General features: G+C 71.1%; 18 protein-coding genes and 1 tRNA gene. 10 read left to right on the forward strand and 9 right to left on the reverse strand.

The annotated features are described in order from the left end of the window. Window positions 1-16: 16 nt before the first annotated feature. Window positions 17-451, forward strand: coding sequence for a phage holin family protein (locus M6B22_RS10575; protein ID WP_269445728.1), 435 nt, complete (start codon window positions 17-19; stop codon window positions 449-451). 7 nt (window positions 452-458) lie between these two features. Next, window positions 459-1397 (forward strand): alpha/beta fold hydrolase, encoded by a 939-nt coding sequence (locus M6B22_RS10580; RefSeq protein WP_269445729.1) that lies wholly within the window; start codon window positions 459-461, stop codon window positions 1395-1397. Window positions 1398-1413: 16 nt separating this feature from the next. On the opposite strand, the gene M6B22_RS10585 is transcribed toward M6B22_RS10580, so the two are convergent. After that, window positions 1414-2604, reverse strand: a complete 1191-nt coding sequence (locus M6B22_RS10585) for a MarP family serine protease (protein ID WP_269445730.1) — start codon at window positions 2602-2604, stop codon at window positions 1414-1416. Between the two features lie 23 nt (window positions 2605-2627). Further along, on the reverse strand, window positions 2628-3053 hold the full coding sequence (locus M6B22_RS10590; RefSeq protein WP_269445731.1) for a cupredoxin domain-containing protein: 426 nt from the start codon (window positions 3051-3053) through the stop codon (window positions 2628-2630). 120 nt (window positions 3054-3173) lie between these two features. Here M6B22_RS10590 and M6B22_RS10595 point away from each other — a divergent pair, with 120 nt between their 5' ends. Further along, entirely contained in the window at window positions 3174-5849 is a 2676-nt protein-coding gene (locus M6B22_RS10595) for an ABC transporter permease (RefSeq protein WP_269445732.1), read from the forward strand. Between the two features lie 22 nt (window positions 5850-5871). Here M6B22_RS10595 and M6B22_RS10600 read toward each other — a convergent pair whose 3' ends face one another. Next, complete coding sequence (locus M6B22_RS10600) at window positions 5872-6510, reverse strand: NUDIX hydrolase (RefSeq protein ID WP_269445733.1); 639 nt, start codon at window positions 6508-6510, stop codon at window positions 5872-5874. Next, window positions 6507-7235 carry an endonuclease III gene (gene nth, locus M6B22_RS10605; protein WP_269445734.1) on the reverse strand — a complete coding sequence of 243 codons (729 nt, stop codon included), beginning with the start codon at window positions 7233-7235 and terminating at the stop codon, window positions 6507-6509. The genes M6B22_RS10600 and nth overlap by 4 nt, the downstream gene beginning before the upstream one ends. A gap of 53 nt (window positions 7236-7288) precedes the next feature. Between nth and M6B22_RS10610 the strand changes: the two genes are divergently transcribed. Then, entirely contained in the window at window positions 7289-7525 is a 237-nt protein-coding gene (locus M6B22_RS10610) for a hypothetical protein (RefSeq protein WP_269445735.1), read from the forward strand. Window positions 7526-7602: 77 nt separating this feature from the next. Next, a complete protein-coding gene (locus M6B22_RS10615; RefSeq protein ID WP_269445736.1) occupies window positions 7603-8277 on the forward strand; it encodes a Crp/Fnr family transcriptional regulator in 675 nt (224 codons plus the stop codon). Window positions 8278-8296: 19 nt separating this feature from the next. Here the strand turns inward: M6B22_RS10615 and M6B22_RS10620 are convergent, their stop codons facing one another. From M6B22_RS10620 to M6B22_RS10630, 3 genes are read right to left on the reverse strand one after another with little or no spacing between them, the layout of a single operon-like run. Then, window positions 8297-9085, reverse strand: a complete 789-nt coding sequence (locus tag M6B22_RS10620; protein ID WP_269445737.1) for an MBL fold metallo-hydrolase — start codon at window positions 9083-9085, stop codon at window positions 8297-8299. Beyond that, on the reverse strand, window positions 9082-9840 hold the full coding sequence (locus M6B22_RS10625; RefSeq protein WP_269445738.1) for an NUDIX hydrolase: 759 nt from the start codon (window positions 9838-9840) through the stop codon (window positions 9082-9084). Before M6B22_RS10625 ends, M6B22_RS10620 begins: the two co-directional genes overlap by 4 nt. Then, a complete protein-coding gene (locus tag M6B22_RS10630) occupies window positions 9837-10301 on the reverse strand; it encodes a RidA family protein (protein WP_269445739.1) in 465 nt (154 codons plus the stop codon). Before M6B22_RS10630 ends, M6B22_RS10625 begins: the two co-directional genes overlap by 4 nt. 86 nt (window positions 10302-10387) lie before the next feature. Here M6B22_RS10630 and M6B22_RS10635 point away from each other — a divergent pair, with 86 nt between their 5' ends. Genes M6B22_RS10635 through M6B22_RS10645 form a run of 3 tightly spaced genes read left to right on the forward strand, consistent with a single transcriptional unit; the run spans window position 10388 to window position 15058 of the window. After that, window positions 10388-11395, forward strand: a complete 1008-nt coding sequence (locus M6B22_RS10635) for an ArsA-related P-loop ATPase (RefSeq protein WP_269445740.1) — start codon at window positions 10388-10390, stop codon at window positions 11393-11395. Further along, complete coding sequence (locus M6B22_RS10640; protein WP_269445741.1) at window positions 11392-12537, forward strand: ArsA family ATPase; 1146 nt, start codon at window positions 11392-11394, stop codon at window positions 12535-12537. The genes M6B22_RS10635 and M6B22_RS10640 overlap by 4 nt, the downstream gene beginning before the upstream one ends. Before the next feature lie 55 nt (window positions 12538-12592). Then, window positions 12593-15058, forward strand: coding sequence for a transglycosylase domain-containing protein (locus M6B22_RS10645; protein WP_269445742.1), 2466 nt, complete (start codon window positions 12593-12595; stop codon window positions 15056-15058). 32 nt (window positions 15059-15090) lie between these two features. Here the strand turns inward: M6B22_RS10645 and M6B22_RS10650 are convergent, their stop codons facing one another. Further along, the gene (locus M6B22_RS10650) at window positions 15091-15543 is read right to left on the reverse strand and encodes a GatB/YqeY domain-containing protein (RefSeq protein ID WP_269445743.1); all 453 of its coding nucleotides are present in this window, start codon (window positions 15541-15543) and stop codon (window positions 15091-15093) included. A gap of 40 nt (window positions 15544-15583) precedes the next feature. Between M6B22_RS10650 and M6B22_RS10655 the strand changes: the two genes are divergently transcribed. Together M6B22_RS10655 and M6B22_RS10660 are read left to right on the forward strand one after the other, a co-directional pair. Beyond that, window positions 15584-16471, forward strand: coding sequence for a metallophosphoesterase (locus tag M6B22_RS10655; protein WP_269445744.1), 888 nt, complete (start codon window positions 15584-15586; stop codon window positions 16469-16471). A 54-nt stretch (window positions 16472-16525) separates the two neighbouring features. Continuing rightward, window positions 16526-16602, forward strand: a tRNA-Pro gene (locus tag M6B22_RS10660). Between the two features lie 65 nt (window positions 16603-16667). Here the strand turns inward: M6B22_RS10660 and M6B22_RS10665 are convergent. Further along, on the reverse strand, window positions 16668-17360 hold the full coding sequence (locus M6B22_RS10665; RefSeq protein WP_269445745.1) for a hypothetical protein: 693 nt from the start codon (window positions 17358-17360) through the stop codon (window positions 16668-16670). Window positions 17361-17418 lie beyond the last annotated feature (58 nt).

The following is a 17418-nucleotide window of genomic DNA, read 5'->3' on the forward strand; positions in this document are numbered from 1 at the left end:
GTGAGGAGCGAACACCGTGACAGTGACACCCCAGTCGGACGAGGTGCCGCAGCCGGGTCGGCACGCTGCCGAGCCGACCGTCGGCCAGCTCGTCTCCGAGGCGTCCGCGCACCTGTCCACGATCATCCAGGGCGAGGTCGCGCTGGCCAAGCTCGAGCTCAAGTCCTCGGTGAAGAACGCCGGCGTCGGTGCCGGCTTCTTCGTGACGGCCCTGGTGCTGCTGTTCTTCTCCTTCACCTTCGGACTGATCGCGCTCGCCGAGGGCCTCACCGCCGCGGGCATCTGGCGCTGGCTGTCCTACCTGATCGTCTTCGTGTTCTTGCTGCTCCTGATCGGCGCGCTCGTCTTCCTCGGCGTCCGCAAGGTCAAGCGGGTGAAGGCGCCCAAGCGCACGATCGACACCGGCAAGGACACCGTCGCCTACCTCAAGGCCAACACGAAGCGGAGCTGAATCGCGCATGGGCTTCGGTCCGCTGCCCGGTTCGCCGGACAGCTCGATCGTCCTCGTCGACGGACCGTGGAGGCATCGGACGGTGCGCGCGAACGGCATCGCGCTGCATGTCGCCGAGCTGGGTACCGGCCCGCTCGTCCTGCTGTTGCACGGGTTCCCGCAGTTCTGGTGGACGTGGCGCCGGCAGCTGACCGATCTCGCCGAAGCCGGTTACCGGGCGGTGGCGGTCGACCTGCGCGGGTTCGGCGCGAGCGACAAGCCACCGCGCGGCTACGACGCTCCGACGCTCGCCGCCGACATGGCCGCGCTGGTCGCCTCGCTCGGCGAGCGGAACGCGATCGTCGTCGGCAACGACCTCGGCGGGCTGCTGGCCTGGACGATGGCGGCGAACCACGCCGAGGTCGTGCGCGGCATCGTCCTGCTCGGTGCCGCGCACCCACTTCGGCTGCGCGCGGCGATCGCCCGCAGTCCCGAGCAGCGGCACGCGTCGGCCTACGCGCTGCGCACCTTCCAGATCCCCCGCCGGCCCGAACACCTGCTGGCCCGCGACGGGCGTTGGGTGCGGCAGCTGTTCGACACCTGGACCGGACCGCGCTGGCGTGGCACGCCGGGCTATCTCGCCGACGTGGAGCGCTACGCCGAGGCGATGCGCATCCATCCCGTCGGCTACTGCGCGTCCGAATACTTCCGCTGGTTGGTGCGCTCGCTGCCGCGCGGTGACGGCCGCCGGTTCGCGTCGTCGCTGCGGGTTCCGGTTGCCGCGCCGGTGCTGCAGTTGCAGGGGGACTTCGACACCTGCGTACTGCCGTCCACGGCGCAGGGCTCGGGGCAGTACGTCGCCGGTGACTACGAGTACCGGGTCCTGGACGGTGTCGGGCACTTCCCGCAGAACGAGGTGAGCGAGCAGGTCAGCGGCGAGTTGCTGCGCTGGGTCAAGCTGCGCTGACCGGCAACTCGCGGGCTCAGGGCGTGCAGTGCCCGGTGCCGACCGGTCTGTCGAGCTGCTGCGCCTTGGCCAGGTCCGGCGCGATCTCGCCGTGCGACAGGGCATAACCGGTGTCCGAGGAGTCCAGCGCGGTCGCGAACACCATGCCGAGCACGGTCCCGTTCGTCGACAGCAGCGGGCCACCTGAGTTGCCGCTGCGGACCACCGCGCGGATCGAGTAGATCTCGCGGTGCACGTTGCCGTTTCCGTAGATGTCGCTGCCGCCGACCGTCGTCAGGGTGCGGATCCGCGCGGACCGAACGGAGAACGGGCCGTCCTGCGGGTAGCCGAGCACGACCGCGGCGTCGCCGTGCTTGGCCGGCAACGCCTCGAACGCGAGCGGCGGGGCGGTCAGCCTGGGGACGTCCAGCACGGCGACGTCCCGCTTCGGGTCGAACAGCACGACGGTCGCAGCCAGGTTGTGGTCCGGGTCGATCTGCACCGCCACCTGGCTGGTGCCGGCCACCACATGCGCATTGGTCACGATCCGGTGCTTGCCGATGACGAAGCCGGTTCCCTCGATGCCACGGCTGCACGACGGTGCCTCGCCGTAGATCTTGAAGATCGACCGGTGCGCCTTCTGGACGCGCAGCTGCACGTCGCGCGGCAGCGTGGCGTCGGGCGGCCCGACGGCGACGCTCGGCCCGTTGGGCAGGTCCCCGAACACCGGCGGGAAGCCGCTCTGGTCCAGGAACGAGCGCAGCGAGGTGTAGAGGTTGCGCACGTCGTCCGGCATCACGTCGTTCACGGTGCGGACGATCTTCGAACTGCTCGCCTCGGACGCCAGGGACGGGAAGGGCGAGGACGCGAGCGGGATCGCCACCATCCAGGCGACCAGCAACACCGAGGCCACCCCGAGCGCAGAGCCCACGCCGCTGTCGAGCACCCGGCCGCGGTCGGACCGGAACCGCGACCGGACGTGGCCTGCTATCCAGGCGCCGAACAGCTGGCCGAGCATCGCGAGCAGCAGCACGCACATGATCGCGACCGGCACCCGCGCCCGGCCGTGCGCCAGGTGCGAGCCGATCGGCTCGGCGATCTGCGCGCCGATCGCGGCGCCCCCGAAGAAGCCGAGCATCGACAGCGCCCCGACGATCGCGCCGTGCCGGAAGCCGCCGATGCCGTAGGCAACGGCGGCGACCACGATGACGACGTCGAGGAGGTTCACTCGGCTCTACTCGGTTGCACGGCTCAGCTCGGTAGCACGACCAGCGTGCCGGTCATGCCCTGCTTGGTGTGGATGGTGCACACGAATTGATATCGGCCGGCCGCGGGCGCGGTGAAGGTGGCTTCCTTGGTCTGCCCGTTGGAGGCGAGCGGGACGTAGTCGGCCGGGAAGTCGGGCAGCTTCCAGTCGTGTGGCGCGCCACCGCCGTCGTTGACCACCACGATCCGCACCTTGCCCGGGTGGACCGTGATCGTCGACGGGGAGAACCGGAAGTCGGTCGCGTGCAGGGTGATCTGCTGGACGCCGTCGACCACCGACGCGGTGCCGGAGCCGCTGTGTGGCTGCCGGTCGGCCGCGGACTTGGAGGTGCAGCCGGCGAGCACGCCGGCCGTGGCCAGCGTGATCGCGGCCAGCGCGGTCGCCGCGCGTGTCGAACGGGTCACGGACATGCACCGACCGTACCGGCGGAACCTGGGCGGCTGCCCGGTGAGGCTGTGTCGTCCGGACATGCGCTCGCGGTGAAGCGCGACGTTATTGCCTCGTGATCTTGTGCCGCTAGCGTGCCAGCGGTGACCCGGCGGCGGCGTGAGCCGCGAGTGCGTCTGTTGCAGACCGCGCCGTGGCGGCGGGCCCCGTTGTTGTTGCTGAGCCGGCCGGTAGTTTTCGCAGGCATCGCGGTCGCATCCGCGGTGCTTGCCCTGGCGGCATCGGCGGGGTTGCTGTTCGGCTCCACGTTGGGCACTGCCAGCTTGCGGGCGCAGGCCGCGGAGAGTTGTCCGGAGAGCTCGATGCCCACGATCAGCGGGTCGGTCTACCTGGATCCCGGTGTGCGTGATCGGCTGCCGGACGTCAACGCTGCCGGGGTGACTGCCCTGCACCGGGCGGGCGTCCCGGGTGACGGTTATTGGGTCGACATCAGCCGCAGCCAGTTCCAGGCGACGCCGGTGACCCTGTTCGCCCGAGCCGGTTCGCTGGGCCACGTCCATACCCTCACGCCGAACCGCGGTCAGCCTGGCTTGTGGTTCCCGGACGACTTCGCTACCAAGATCGGTGTCCATCCTGGCCAGAGCGTGCCGATGGCGAACGGCACGGTGCGGGTGGCGGGCATCTATCGGGCGCTGTCGCCGGACCCGTTCCACCTCGCCAAGCTGCCGCGCTACTGGTGTACGTGGTCGCCCCTGATCCTGTACAAGCTCACCGGCAACGGTGGCACGCCACCGTTGCTACTGGCCGATCCACAGACGCTGGCCAACACCGCCGTGAACGTCCCGAATGCGCTGGAATCCTTCGTCCAGGTCTCCTGGTACGCCCCGGCGCCGATCGGGCAGATGACACTGCAGGATGTGCGTGATGCAGCGCAGCGGTCCGGGCGGGCGAGCGCTCTGCTCGCCACCATCAAGCCGGCTGGCGTCGACCTCGCCACCGACACGACAGTCGATCTCGCGAACCAGGGCAACGGCAACCTACCGGTGACCGCCACCCCGCTGGATGCCGAGATTGGCCGGGCACAACGGATCCAGGACGGGCTGTCCGGTTCGGTCCTGCCGATCAGCATCGCTGGCACCCTGGTGGCGTTGCTGCTGGTGGCCGAAGCAGGCGGCTCATGGGCGGCACGCCGTTCACGGGAGGTGCGACTCCTGACCGCCCGCGGGGTCGGGCCGGCCGCTATCGGCGTCAAGGCGCTGCTGGAAGCCCTGCCGGCTGCTGTCCTCGGGCTTGGGGTCGGTTACGGGCTGTCGTACCTGCTGATGCGCACGCTCGGCCCGGCACCGGCGTTCGGGTCGGGCGTGCCGGCTCGGGCCGCCGCCGTCGCTGCCCTGGCGGCCGCAGCCGGACTGCTGCTGATCGCCGTGGTCGGCGGCCGGTCGGCACGCGACGCCCGCGCCACCGGCACCGTGCCGCGCGGGTACCGGCGCCTGGCCCGGCACCTGCCGTACGAGCTGCTGCTGGTCGGTGTGGGGGTACGGGCCTGGCTCACGATCCGCTCGGGCGATGGCATCAGCTACACGCAGAACATCATCACTGTCGGGCCGCTGCTGCTTGTCTTCCCGCTGCTCGCGCTGACCGGCATGGTGCTGCTGCTCGGCCGCGGCGCGGCGCTGCTGGTGCCGCGGACCGGACGGCTCGCGCGCGCCTTGCCGGCAGCAGGCTACCTGGCGCTGCGGCGAATCAGCGGCTCACCGGCGATCGCGGTCGGGCTGCTGCTCGGCACCGCGCTGCCATGCGGCCTGCTCGCCTACGCCGGTACGGTCAGCGTCGGCGTCCACGACGAACTCGTACGCAAGTACCAGACGAACCTCGGCGCACCGGACGTGCTGCAGCTGATCGGCGTCCACGACGCGACACCCAACTTGGCCCAGCACGGCACCGCTGTCGTGCTGTACTCGAATGGGCCCACACTGGCCAACGGTGCACCGGTTACCGTGATGGGAATCGACCCGGCGACCTTCGGGCGATTCGCCTACCTCGACAAGCAGCAGCGCACGGCGGTGACCAAGCTGGCCGACGGTGGAGCCGCCGCCGCAATCTGGGTCTACGCGCCCGCGCCTACGACTCCGACGCAGGCGAAGCTCGGCCAAACCACGCTCCCGCTGCACGTCGTCGCGCGCACGCACGTCTTCCCCGGCCTGCGCGGCAACTACCAGCCGATGCTCGTGGTCAATCGAGCTGCCTTGACCGGAATTGACGCCAACCTCGATCGACGCAACGAGGCATGGACCACAGACGCCGAAGTGGCGGCACTCAGCACTGCCGTCCAACGCGACGGATACAGCATCATCTCCGCGCTCGACGCGAAGATCCGCGTCTCCAACAGCGGCCTGCTACCGCTCACCTGGATCTTCGGATACCTGCGCGCACTGGCCGTCCTCATCGGCGCCGTCGCCATCGCCGGACTCGTCTTCGCACTGTCCGCACGCACGCGCCGCCGCACCGTTTCGTACGTGATGAGCCGCCGCATGGGCCTGCGCCCCGCTACCCACATCGCCTCGCTGCTGACCGAGTTGCTACTCGTCGTCGGCCTCGGCTGGATAGCCGGCACCCTGGCCGGCCTCGGCGGCTACGCGATGCTGACCCGCTCGCTCGACCTGCAGCCGCAACTGCCGCCCGGCGCCCAGTTCGTGCTGCCGACCATCTCGCTCGCGGCGACCGGTGCCGTCGTCGCCCTCCTCATCGCGCTCGCCGCTGGCGGAACGCACACCGCCGCCGAGCGCGCGAAGCCGGCGGACGTCCTCAGGCTCGAATGACAGCCGGCCGCCGCCGGATCGGCTAGCGCGCGGCAAGCGGGGGGACGGGGCGGCGTAGTGACTCGTCCCACGGGACACTCCACCCGGCCAGGGTGAGCAGCCGGTCCAGCAGCATGCCGGTGAATCCCCACACGAACAGGCCGTCGACCTCGAACCCGGGACCGAGCAGACCGGACGGGTGCACGGTGCGGAACCGGTGCGCCGGATCGGTGAGCGCCGCCACCGGCACGAGCGAGACCCGCTCGACCTCGCGCGCGCTCACCGGCGCGACCGGATGCGGGTCGTGCCACCACGCGAGCACCGGGGTGACCACGAACCCGGACGGCGGGATGAAGATCGGCGGCAGCTGCGCGACCGTCCGCACGCTGGCCGGGTCGAGCCCGACCTCCTCCTCGGCCTCGCGCAGCGCCGCGGCGACATGGTCGGCGTCGGTGTCGTCGACCGCGCCCCCGGGGAAGGCCACCTGGCCGGGGTGCCGGCGCAGGTCGGCGGCACGCTTGATCAGCAGCACGCCCGGCCCGTCGCCGGTGTCGGCGAAGGCGATCAGCACTGCGGAGGCGCGGCCGCTGCCGTCCTCGGGCGGCGCGAACCGCGTCTGGTCCGGTCCGGCCGTGCGCGCCGCGCGGACCAGCGGACGCAGCCAGTCAGGAACCGAACTCAACGCTCGGCCATCATCTGGCTGGCGCTGCGCACCAGCTTCGCGGCGACCTCCGGATCGGTCGGCCCCTCGCCGTACGAAGGGCACAGCTTCGCGATCGGGCAGACGCCGCAGGCGGGCTTGCGCGAATGGCACATGCGCCGCCCGTGCCAGATCACCCGGTGCGACAGGATCGTCCAGTCCTTCTTCGGGATCAGCTCGTTGATCGCGTGCTCGACCTTGACCGGGTCGGTCTCGGCCGTCCAGTGCCAGCGCCGGGCGAGCCGGCCGAAGTGCGTGTCGACGGTGATGCCCGGGATGCCGAACGCGTTGCCCAGCACCACGTTCGCCGTCTTGCGGCCGAAACCGGGCAGCGTGACCAGCTCCGTCAGCGTGTGCGGCACCTCGCCGTCGAAGCGCTCCACCAGCGCCTGCCCCAGCTTGATCAGCGAGGTCGTCTTGTTCCGGAAGAAGCCGGTCGAGCGGATGTACTCCTCCAGCTCGGCGCGGTCGGCACCGGCGTAGTCGGCCGCGGTGCGGTAGCGGGCGAACACCGCCGGCGTCACCTCGTTCACGCGCTTGTCCGTGCACTGCGCCGACAAGATCGTGGCCACCGACAGCTCGAGCGCGTTGGTGAAGTCCAGCTCGCAGTGCGCATCGGGGTACAGCGCGGCGAGCTCGCGGTTGATGCGGCGGGCGCGCCGGGTGAGGGCGAGCGGGGTTTCGGCGGGTACGGCGGTCGACGGCACGCCGTCAGCCTACGAGCCGGCCCGGACACCGCGATCGGGCACAATGGGCGGCGATGATCGGATTCCTGGTTCTGCTGTTCCCGCTCGTGCTGCTCGGCTTCGTCCTGTTGATGGAGCGCGTCGAGCAGCCGCTGAGCCGCGTGGCCGTCGAGCGCAAGATCGAGCACCTGCTCGAGGACGCCAAGTACGACGAACTGGACGCGTTCGTGCGCGGCGGCAACGATTCGGCGCTGTCCCGGCTGCGGCAACGGATCAGCCTGCCGCGGCGGCGCCGCGACCGCCGGTCCTGAGCTCCGGCGCCCGGGTGCCATAGACTGCCGCGAGACCTGAGAGTTGGCTCGCACCCGGGTGAGCGTGAGGAGCAGATGTGGACGAGATTCTGCGCAGGGCAGGCCTGTTCCAGGGCGTCGACCCGGATGCCGTCGAGGCACTGGCCAGCGAGTTCGAGATCATCGACGCCGTGCGCGGCGCGACCTTGTTCACCGAGGGCGAGCCGGGCGAGAGCCTGTACATCGTGCTGGCCGGCAAGGTGAAGCTGGGCCGGCGCTCCTCGGACGGTCGCGAGAACCTGGTCGCCGTGATGGGCCCGTCCGACCAGTTCGGCGAGCTGTCGCTGTTCGACCCCGGGCCGCGCACCGCAACGGCGACGGTGGTCACCGACGCCCGGCTGGCGCGGCTGCCCAAGGCCGCCCTGCAGAACTGGGTGCGCGAGCGGCCGGAGATCGCGATGCAGCTGCTGCGCGTCGTCGCCCGCCGGCTGCGGCGCACCAACACGATGCTCGCCGACCTGATCTTCGTCGACGTGCCCGGCCGGGTGGCCAAGCAGCTGCTGCAACTGGCCCAGCGCTTCGGCTCGGTCGAGGGCGGGCAGCTGCGCGTCACGCACGACCTGACCCAGGAGGAGCTGGCCCAGCTCGTCGGGGCGTCCCGCGAGACGGTGAACAAGGCGCTGGCCGATTTCGCCTCGCGTGGCTGGCTGCGCCTGGAGGGCAAGAGCGTCGTGATCCTGGACCGCGAACGGTTGGCCAAGCGCGCCCGCTGAGTTTGCGAGAAAGTCCCGGTCAGCCGCGCAGGTACTCCAGCTGCGCCTCGACGGACAGCTCCGCGGCCGGCCATACCGCGCGGTCGACGTCCGCGTAGACCAGCTCCACGATCTGGCGCGCCGCAACGTGCGGGCCCAACTGCTGCACCGCCGCGCGCACCTGCTCCAGGCGTTGCGCGCGATGGTCCAGGTAGAACTGCGCGGCCTGCCCGATGTGCGGCAGCTCGGGTCCGTGCCCGGGGAGCACGATCAGCCCGTCCAGGCTGCGCAGCCGGTGCAGCGAGTCGAGGTACTCGCGCAGGTTGCCGTCGGGGTAGGCGACCACGGTGGTGCCGCGCCCCAGGATCGTGTCGCCGGTGAGCACCGCCAGCGCCTCGCCGTCGGCCGAGCTCACCACGAAGGACACCGAGTCGGACGTGTGCCCGGGCGTGCCCAGCACGCTGATCCGCAGCCCGGCGGCGTCGAGCACCAGATTGTCGGTGAGCGGCTCGGCACCGTGGCAGTGCGCCGGATCGGCCGCGCGCACCCCGACCCCGGTGCGCTCGTGCAGTTGCGCCGCCGTCTGGCTGTGGTCGACGTGGCCGTGGGTGAGCAGCACGGTGCTCAGCCCGGGTGCCTGCTCGAGCAGCAGGTCCAGGTGCCCGTCGCCCCCCTGACCGGGATCGACCACGACGACCGCGTCCGAACCGGGCGCACGCAGCAGCCACGTGTTGGTGCCGTCGAGCGTCATCGGGCCGGGGTTGTACTGCAGCAGCACCGAGGCGCTCGGCGTCACCGGCCGGAGCGTCTCGTACGCCGGATGCGTCATCTGAACAGCGCCTTCGGCAGCTCGAACTCGGAGCCGTCCGGCAAGGTGGCGATGACCTTCTCCCCGTCCGCCCGGATCGTCGGCGAGATCGCGTCCAGCGACCGGCCCGGCGCCGCGTCGAGCGCCTGCTCGACGGTGCGGAACGGTGCCAGCGAGGCGAGCGTCGCGACGGTCGGCGGCAGCATTCCCCGCTCGCCGCGCTGCACCTGCTCCAGCGCCTCGCCCACGCCGACCCATCCCGCGGACGACGACTCGGACGTGACGTCCTGCGCCTCGGCGCCGTCCGGCAGCGCGCCGACGAAGAACCGCGTGTCGTAGCGGCGCACCTCCCCCGGCGGGGTGATCCAGCGCGACCACGGCCGCAGCGCCTCGGCGTCGATCCGCAGCCCGTTGCCGCGCAGCAGCTCGCCGAACGACACCCGGCCCGCCTCGACGTCCGCGCGGGCACCGGACAGGTCGGCGACCGGCGAGGTCAGCAGCACGGCGGCCTCCTCGAAGGTCTCGCGGACCGCGGCACCGAGCAGCGCGCGTGCGTGCCGCTCGTCCACCCCGTACCGTTCGGCCACCTCGGCGCCGGCACCGGGCGCGAACGGCAGGTCCACGTCGGCCTCGTCGACCCGTCCTCCGGGGAACACCGACATCCCGGCCGCGAACACCATCTCGCGGACCCGGGTCAGCAGCCACGCCTCGATGCCCGCGGTGCCGTCGCGCAGCAGGACGACGGTCGCCGCGTCCCGGATCGGGACGTCACTCACGCCGCGTCGACCTCGACGACGAGTTCCACCTCGACCGGCGCGTTCAGCGGTAGCACCGCGACCCCGACGGCCGATCGCGCGTGCCGCCCGGCGTCGCCGAACAGCCGGCCGAGGAACTCGCTCGCGCCGTTGACGACCGCGGGCTGGCCGGTGAACTCCGGCGAGGACGCGACGTAGCCGACGACCTTGACGACGCGCAGCACCGCGTCCAGCCCGACCAGGTCGTCGATCGCGGCGAGCGCGTTGAGGGCGCACACCTTGGCCAGCTCGGCCGCCTGGTCCGGCTGCAGGTCGCTGCCGACCTTTCCGGTCACGGCGAGCGCGCCGTTGACGAGCGGCAGCTGGCCGGAGGTCCAGACGAGCGAGCCGCTCCGCACGGCCGGGACGTACGCGGCCAGCGGGGCGGCGACTGCGGGCAGGACGAGGCCGAGTTCGGCGAGTCGGGCGCGATGGGCGGGCATGCAGTTGAACGTAGCCGGACGGCGCGCCGACGGCGCGGCTAGCCTCCGCCGAGACGCCGGGGGCGCGCTTCTCCTACGCTGAGCCGATGGTGTCGAGCAGGCCCGCGACCAGGGCCGCGTCGAAGCTGCGGGCGGAGATCTCCGCCCGCGCGCGCCTGCACATCGTCACCGGCAAGGGCGGCACCGGCAAGACGACCGTGGCCGCCGCGCTCGCGTTCGCGCTGGCGAACGCCGGGCGCAAGGTGCTGCTCGTCGAGGTCGAGGGCCGGCAGGCGATCGCCCAGCTGTTCGACGTCGCGGCGCTGCCCTACCAGGAGGTGCGGCTGACCACCGCGCCCTCGGGCGGCTCGCTGTGGGGGCTGGCCATCGACGCCGAGCAGGCGATGATCGAGTACCTGGACATGTTCTACGGGCTCAAGCGCTCCGCGCGCGGGCTGAAGCGGATGGGGGCGGTCGACTTCGTCACCACGCTCGCGCCCGGGCTGCGCGACGTGCTGCTCACCGGCAAGGTGAAGGAGGCGGTCACCCGGACCGACTCCGACGGGCACCCCGCCTATGACGCGGTCGTGCTGGACGGGCCGCCGACAGGCCGCATCGCCAAGTTCCTGGACGCCACCAAGGAGGTCGCCAGCCTGACCAAGTTCGGCCCGATCAACCGGCAGAGCGACGGCGTGATCACCTTGCTGCACGGACCGCGGACCGTGGTGCACCTGGTGACCCTGCTCGAGGAGATGCCGGTGCAGGAGACGCTGGACGCCGCTGCCGAGCTCGCCGGGCTGGGCTTTCAGCTCGGCGTGGTCGTGGTCAACCGGGCCCGTCCCGCGCTCGTCACCGACGGGCAGCTCGGCACCGACGGCGTCGACCTTCCGGTGCTCAAGGCCGGGCTGCGCAAGGCGCGCGTGCCCGTCGCGCACGCCACGGCGTTCGCCCACGAGATGGCCGACTACGCGCAGCGGCAGCAGCTCCAGGTGGAGAACTCACTTCGCCTGGACGCCCTCTCCGTGCCGCGGATCGAGCTGCCCGATCTCAACCCGCCGGTGGAGCTGGGCGAGCTGAACGAGCTGGCCGGCTACTTCCTCGAGGGCGACCGATGACCGGGCGCCGGAAGCTGGACGTGGCCGCGCTCGTCCGCGATCCGAACACGCGCATCATCGTCACCTGCGGCAGCGGCGGCGTCGGCAAGACGACCACCGCGGCGGCGATGGCACTGCTCGGCGCCGAGGCGGGCCGGCGGACCGTCGTGCTGACCATCGACCCGGCCCGCCGCCTCGCCCAGTCGATGGGGCTGACCGAGCTGGACAACACCCCGCGCGAGGTGACGGGCGTCGCCGGCGGGCGGCTGTCGGCGATGATGCTGGACATGAAACGCACGTTCGACGACGTGGTGCTGGAGCACTCCACGACCGAGCGGGCCGAGCAGATCTTCGCGAACCCGTTCTACCAGTCGCTGTCGTCCTCCTTCGCCGGCACGCAGGAGTACATGGCGATGGAGAAGCTGGGCCAGCTGGCCGGCACGAGGCAGTGGGACCTGATCGTGGTCGACACGCCGCCGTCGCGTTCGGCGCTGGACTTCCTGGACGCCCCGAACCGGCTCGGCCGGTTCCTGGACGGGCGGATGATCCGGGTGCTGACCGCCCCCGCCCGGGCCGGCGGCCGTACCGGGCTCAAGGTGATGACGGCCGGGATCGGCGTGTTCGCCAAGGTGTTCAGCCGCGTGCTGGGCGGTGACCTGATCCGCGACCTGTCCGCGTTCGTGTCCGCCCTGGAGTCGATGTTCGGCGGTTTCCGCCAGCGCGCGCAGCAGACCTACGAGCTGCTGAAGGCACCGGGCACCGCGTTCGTGGTGGTGGCCGCGCCGGAGCCGGACGCGTTGCGGGAGGCGTCCTACTTCGTCGAGCGGCTGTCCGCCGAGCACATGCCGCTGGCCGGCCTGATCGTCAACCGGATGCGCCGCACCGCCGACGCCGGGAGCAGCGCCCCGCTGTCCGCCGCGCGTGCCGAGGCCGCGGCGGAGGCGCTCGCGGCCGGGACCCAGGACCGCGCCGCGCAGCTGGCCGAGGTGGCACTGCGGGTGCATGCCGAGATCGCCGCCGCTTGCGAGCACGACGCCCGGATGACCCGCCGGTTCTGCACCGCGCATCCGGAGGTCGCGGTGGTCGAGGTGCGCGCGCTGCCGCTCGACGTGCACGATGTCGACGGCCTGCGGGCCATCGGCGAGCTCCTGACGGCAGGCTGAGCGCAGCCCGAGCGTACGACCCGGCAGGCGCGCCCCGGCCCGTACGCTGACCTCCGTGGCAGGCTCATCCGCGCGTCCCGACCCCTGGCTCACCGTCGCCAAGCTGCTGGCCGCGATGGTGGCGGCCGGAGTCCTCGTCGCCGGGTTGCTGCTGCCGTACGTCGGCGGCCTGGGTCTGGCGGCCCGGCACGAGGCCACCAAGTTCCTGGACACCACCTGCAACCTCACCGAGACGCCGCCGCCGCAGAAGACGACCATGTACGCGCGCGACGGCAAGACCGTGCTGGCCACCATCTTCAGCCAGGACCGGGTCCCGGTCCCGCTCGCGAGCATCCCGAAGGCGCTGCAGGACGCGCTGGTCGCGACCGAGGACCGCCGCTTCTACCAGCACCACGGCGTGGACATGCGCGGGCTGCTGCGCTCGGCCGTCAGCACCAGCAGCGGCGACACGCAGGGCGGCTCGACGCTGACGATGCAGTACGTCAAGCAGATGCGGTACTACCAGGCCGGCGACAACCTGGAGAAGCAGCGGGCCGCGATCGCGCAGAACCTCAATCGCAAGATCGAGGACGCCAAGTGCGCGATCTACATCGAGAACACCGAGCACGAGTCGAAGGACCAGATCCTCGACAACTACCTGAACATCGCGTTCTTCGGCGAGAACTCCTACGGCATCCAGACCGCGGCGAAGACGTACTTCAACAAGGACGCCAAGGATCTCACGCTGCCGGAGTCGACGCTGCTGGTCGGCCTGCTGCGTGCGCCCAGCGAGTACGACCCGTTCGTCAACCCCGACGCCGCCCGCCAGCGCCGCAACCAGGTGCTGCAGAACCTCGTCGACGTGGGCAAGCTGTCGCAGAGCGAGGCGGACAAGTACAAGGCGACACCGATCTCGCTGGCGACGAAGAAGCCGCCGGACGTGCGTGAGGGCTGCGCCAACGCGCCGGCCACGATCCGCAACGCGGCGTTCTTCTGCGAGTACGCGGTGAACTGGCTCAAGACCGTGGGCAAGATCACCGAGTCGCAGCTGGACACCGGCGGCCTGCACATCGTCACCACGCTCGACGCCGACCTGCAGAACTCCGCGCAGAAGAACCTGTGGAAGTCGATCCCGGCGACCAGCCGGATGACCGCGGTGCTGCCGGTCGTCGACCCGAAGACGGGTGACGTGCTGGCGATGGCGACCAGCAAGCACTACGGCGTCGCGACCTCCACCAAGGACCGCACGCACACGACGTACCCGGTGTTCACCGCGTACTCGGCGTTCGGCGCCTCGACCTACAAGCTGTTCCCGCTGCTCACCGCGCTGTCCACCGGGGTGCCGGACAACTGGCCGCTGAAGAACGAGGAGCCGTACAAGCCGAGCAACTGCCTGACGCCGTCGGAGACCAAGAACGGCGACGCGAACGAGCAGTACAGCAACAACGAGACGCTGAGTTCAGCAACCGCCAAGTCGTCCAACACGTTCTTCGTCGGCCTGGCCGACCAGATGTTCGGCTGCAACCTGCAGCCGATCGTCGCGATGGCCGAGCGGCTCGGCATGAAGGGCCTGACCCAGACGAGCGACGAGAACGCCAAACAGACCGTCGCGCAGGTGATCGTGGACAACCAGCGCGCGCAGCAACTCGTGCTGGGCGACGTGAGCACCAGCCCGCTCGAGCTCACCGGCGCCTACGCGGCCGTCGCGAACCGCGGCCGGTTCAACGCGCCGTCACCGATCCTGCGCATCACCGACAGCAACGGCCAGGAGCTGAACGTGAACCGTCCGGCGAGCGTGCAGGCGATCAGCCCGATGGTGGCCCTGCAGGCCGTGCAGATCCTGCAGGGTGACACCAAGTCGCCGGGCACGTCGGCAACGCCGTTCCAGAAGTGGTACGCGCAGAACAGCAGCGAGGTCGCCGGCAAGACCGGCACCAGCGTCGCGGTGATCCGCGGCAAGGACTCCGACCAGAACGCCTCACTCTGGTTCGCCGGGATGACGCCGGACCTGGTCGCCACCAGCGCACTGATCAACTTCGCCAGCCCGAACGACCCGGCGCGTGACCTGCCCGGCGTCAAGGACCCCGGCCGCGAGGCGTACGGCGAGTACGCGTCGGGTGTCTGGCTGGACGCGCTGATGCCGTCGCTGAAGAGCCGGCAGTGGTCCTGGCCGGACCCGCAGGGCGTCGCCGGCTCCGAGGTTCCGGACCTGACCGGGCACACCATGTCCGACGCCCGCGCGATGCTCAAGGACGCCGGCTTCCGGTTCCAGTTGCTGGACGCCGCCGACAACGTGCAGTGCGCGAGCAAGGTGCCCTACGGGTCGGTCGCCTTCTACGGGCCGAGCATCGCGGTCCAGGGCGCCGTCATCACGGTCTGCCCGTCCAGCGGCGTGGCCCAGCAGGTGTACACCCCGCCGCCACCGAAGAAGACCCCGAAGAAGACCCCGAAGCCGACCGGCCACAGCAGCAGCACCTCGAACCCGCCGCCATCGCGCCCCGGTGGCCGTAACCACGGGAGGCCGCCCGGACAGGGAGGCTGACCGGACTGCTCGTCGGGCCGGGCCGTGCCGTTTCAGCTGAGCTGGCGGCGCACCTCGTCGCTGACCCGCTTGCCGTCCGCGCGGCCGGCCACCCGCGGCTGTACCAGCTTCATGACCTGGCCCATCTGCTGCGGCCCGCTCGCGCCGGACTCGGCGACGGCGGCGCGCACCAGTTCGGCCAGCTCGGCGTCGTCCAGCTGGGCCGGCAGGTAGGTCGCCAGCACCTCACCCTCGGCCCGCTCGCGGTCGGCCAGCTCGGTGCGGCCGGCGTCGGCGAACGCCTCGGTCGCCTCGCGGCGCTTCTTGGCCTCGCGGGCGAGCACCTTGAGCACCTCGTCGTCGGACAGTTCGCGCGCGGTCTTGCCGGCGACCTCCTCGGTGGTGATCGCGGTGAGCGCCATGCGCAGCGTCGCTGTCGTCAGTTCGTCACGCGCCTTCATCGCGGTGTTGAGGTCGGCGTGCAGGCGACTCTTGAGCTCGGGCATACCCGTCACCGTACCCAGCGCGGCACGTAGGGTTGCTGGTATGTCGGGATTGGCACGCATCGCGGGGGGTGTGGTCGCAGCGGGTGCCGCCACGTTCGGCTACAGCCTCTGGGAGGCCAAGCAGTACACGCTGCGCCGGTTCGACGTGCCGGTGCTGCCGCCGGGCGCCGAGCCGCTGCGGGTGCTGCATGTGTCCGACCTGCACATCGTCGCGGCACAGCGCGACAAGCTGGCCTGGATCGCCGACCTCGCCCGCCTCGAGCCCGACCTGGTGGTGAACACGGGCGACACGCTGTCCGCGGCCGACGCCGTGCCCACCGTACTACGTGCGTTCGAGCCGCTGTTCGCGTTCCCCGGCTGCTTCGTGCCCGGCAACAACGACTACTTCGCGCCGCAGCGAAAGAACCCGGTCCGCTACCTGCTGCCGCAGCGGCCGCCCCGGTTCGGCCCGCCGCTTCGGTGGCCGGACCTGGCCGCCGCGATGACCGCCGCGGGGTGGACGGACCTCACCCACGCCCGCGTCGTCCTTCCCGCCGGATCCGGCAAGGTGGCGCTGGCCGGAACCGACGATCCACACCTGTTCCGGGCCCGCTACGCCCAGATCGCCGGGCCGGCCGACCCGGACGCCACGGTCCGGATCGGCGTCACGCACTCGCCCGAGCCCTACCTGCTGCGGGCGTTCGCGCGCGACCGGTACGACCTGGTGCTGGCCGGGCACACGCACGGCGGGCAGGTGCGCGTGCCGTTCGGGCCGGCGATCGTCACCAACTGCGGCATCGACGTGCGGCGCGCGCGCTGGCTGCACCAGTGGGACGAGCGGATGTACTTCCACATCTGCGCGGGGCTGGGTGCCAACCCGTACCTGCCGATCCGGTTCGCCTGCCGGCCCGAGGCGTCGCTGCTCACGCTGGTGCCGCGAGCCGGCTGAGCCGCCCGTCAATGGGCACGGACGCAACCGGTATGCTGGGCCGGTTGCACGCACCGGGGTGTGGCGCAGCTTGGTAGCGCGCTTCGTTCGGGACGAAGAGGCCGCAGGTTCAAATCCTGTCACCCCGACCACCATTGAGCAGGGACACCGTCGCACGGTCGGCGTGGCCTATGAGGAGGGGATACGCGCACGCGGGTCAGTACGCCCGCAGACGATCCCGCCGATTCCTTTTCCGCCCCGTTGCCGGCGGCGTCACGGCGTAGCCCAAGGACTCCAACACATCGACTGCGGCCTTGGGCGCGTCACGCACGCTCGCGCCGACCTGCTTGATCCGCCACCTCTCGCGGCCGTCGGCGAGAGTCTCCCGCGCGTCCTTCGGTGCATCGACGCCGAACTCGTCGATGAGCATTTCCAGGATGTCTTCGAGACAGGGCCGGAATCTGTGCCCCCCGAGCGTGAAGTGTAGGTCGGAGAGCTGGGGAATCCTGCGACCGGCGCCCTTGGCGCGCGCCCGTGACCGAGAGCTCCCGGCACCGGCGTTGGCCATTGTGTAGGAGATGGCGTCCCGATGTGCATGAATCTGAAAGTGCGCAGCCGGGGCGCTCTGTGCGGACCTGTTGTAGTCGTACCGGAACAGCGGTTCAGTCGCACCGAAGGCGGAAACCTTCGTGTAGGAAGTCTCGACAGCAAGGAACATTCTCCGGTGATCCCATACACAGCGGTAGTCGACCTGTAGGCGGAGGGTCGGCGCCTTATCGACGGTAAGAACGATGCCGGTCCGCTCCCCCTGGCGGACGACGAAGCGGTCGAGGCTGGCGACACCCTGGACAGCCGTAGCCCGGAAGGGGTCGGTGTTGGGCCCAGCGACCGCCCTTGCGCTTGCCGTCAACTCGTGAGCAAAGCTTCGCGCTTGCTGGAGGAGCCCCCGCGCTGGCGTGGGCGGGCGA

The organism is Jatrophihabitans cynanchi (assembly GCF_027247405.1).
GTDB lineage: Bacteria > Actinomycetota > Actinomycetes > Mycobacteriales > Jatrophihabitantaceae > Jatrophihabitans_B > Jatrophihabitans_B cynanchi.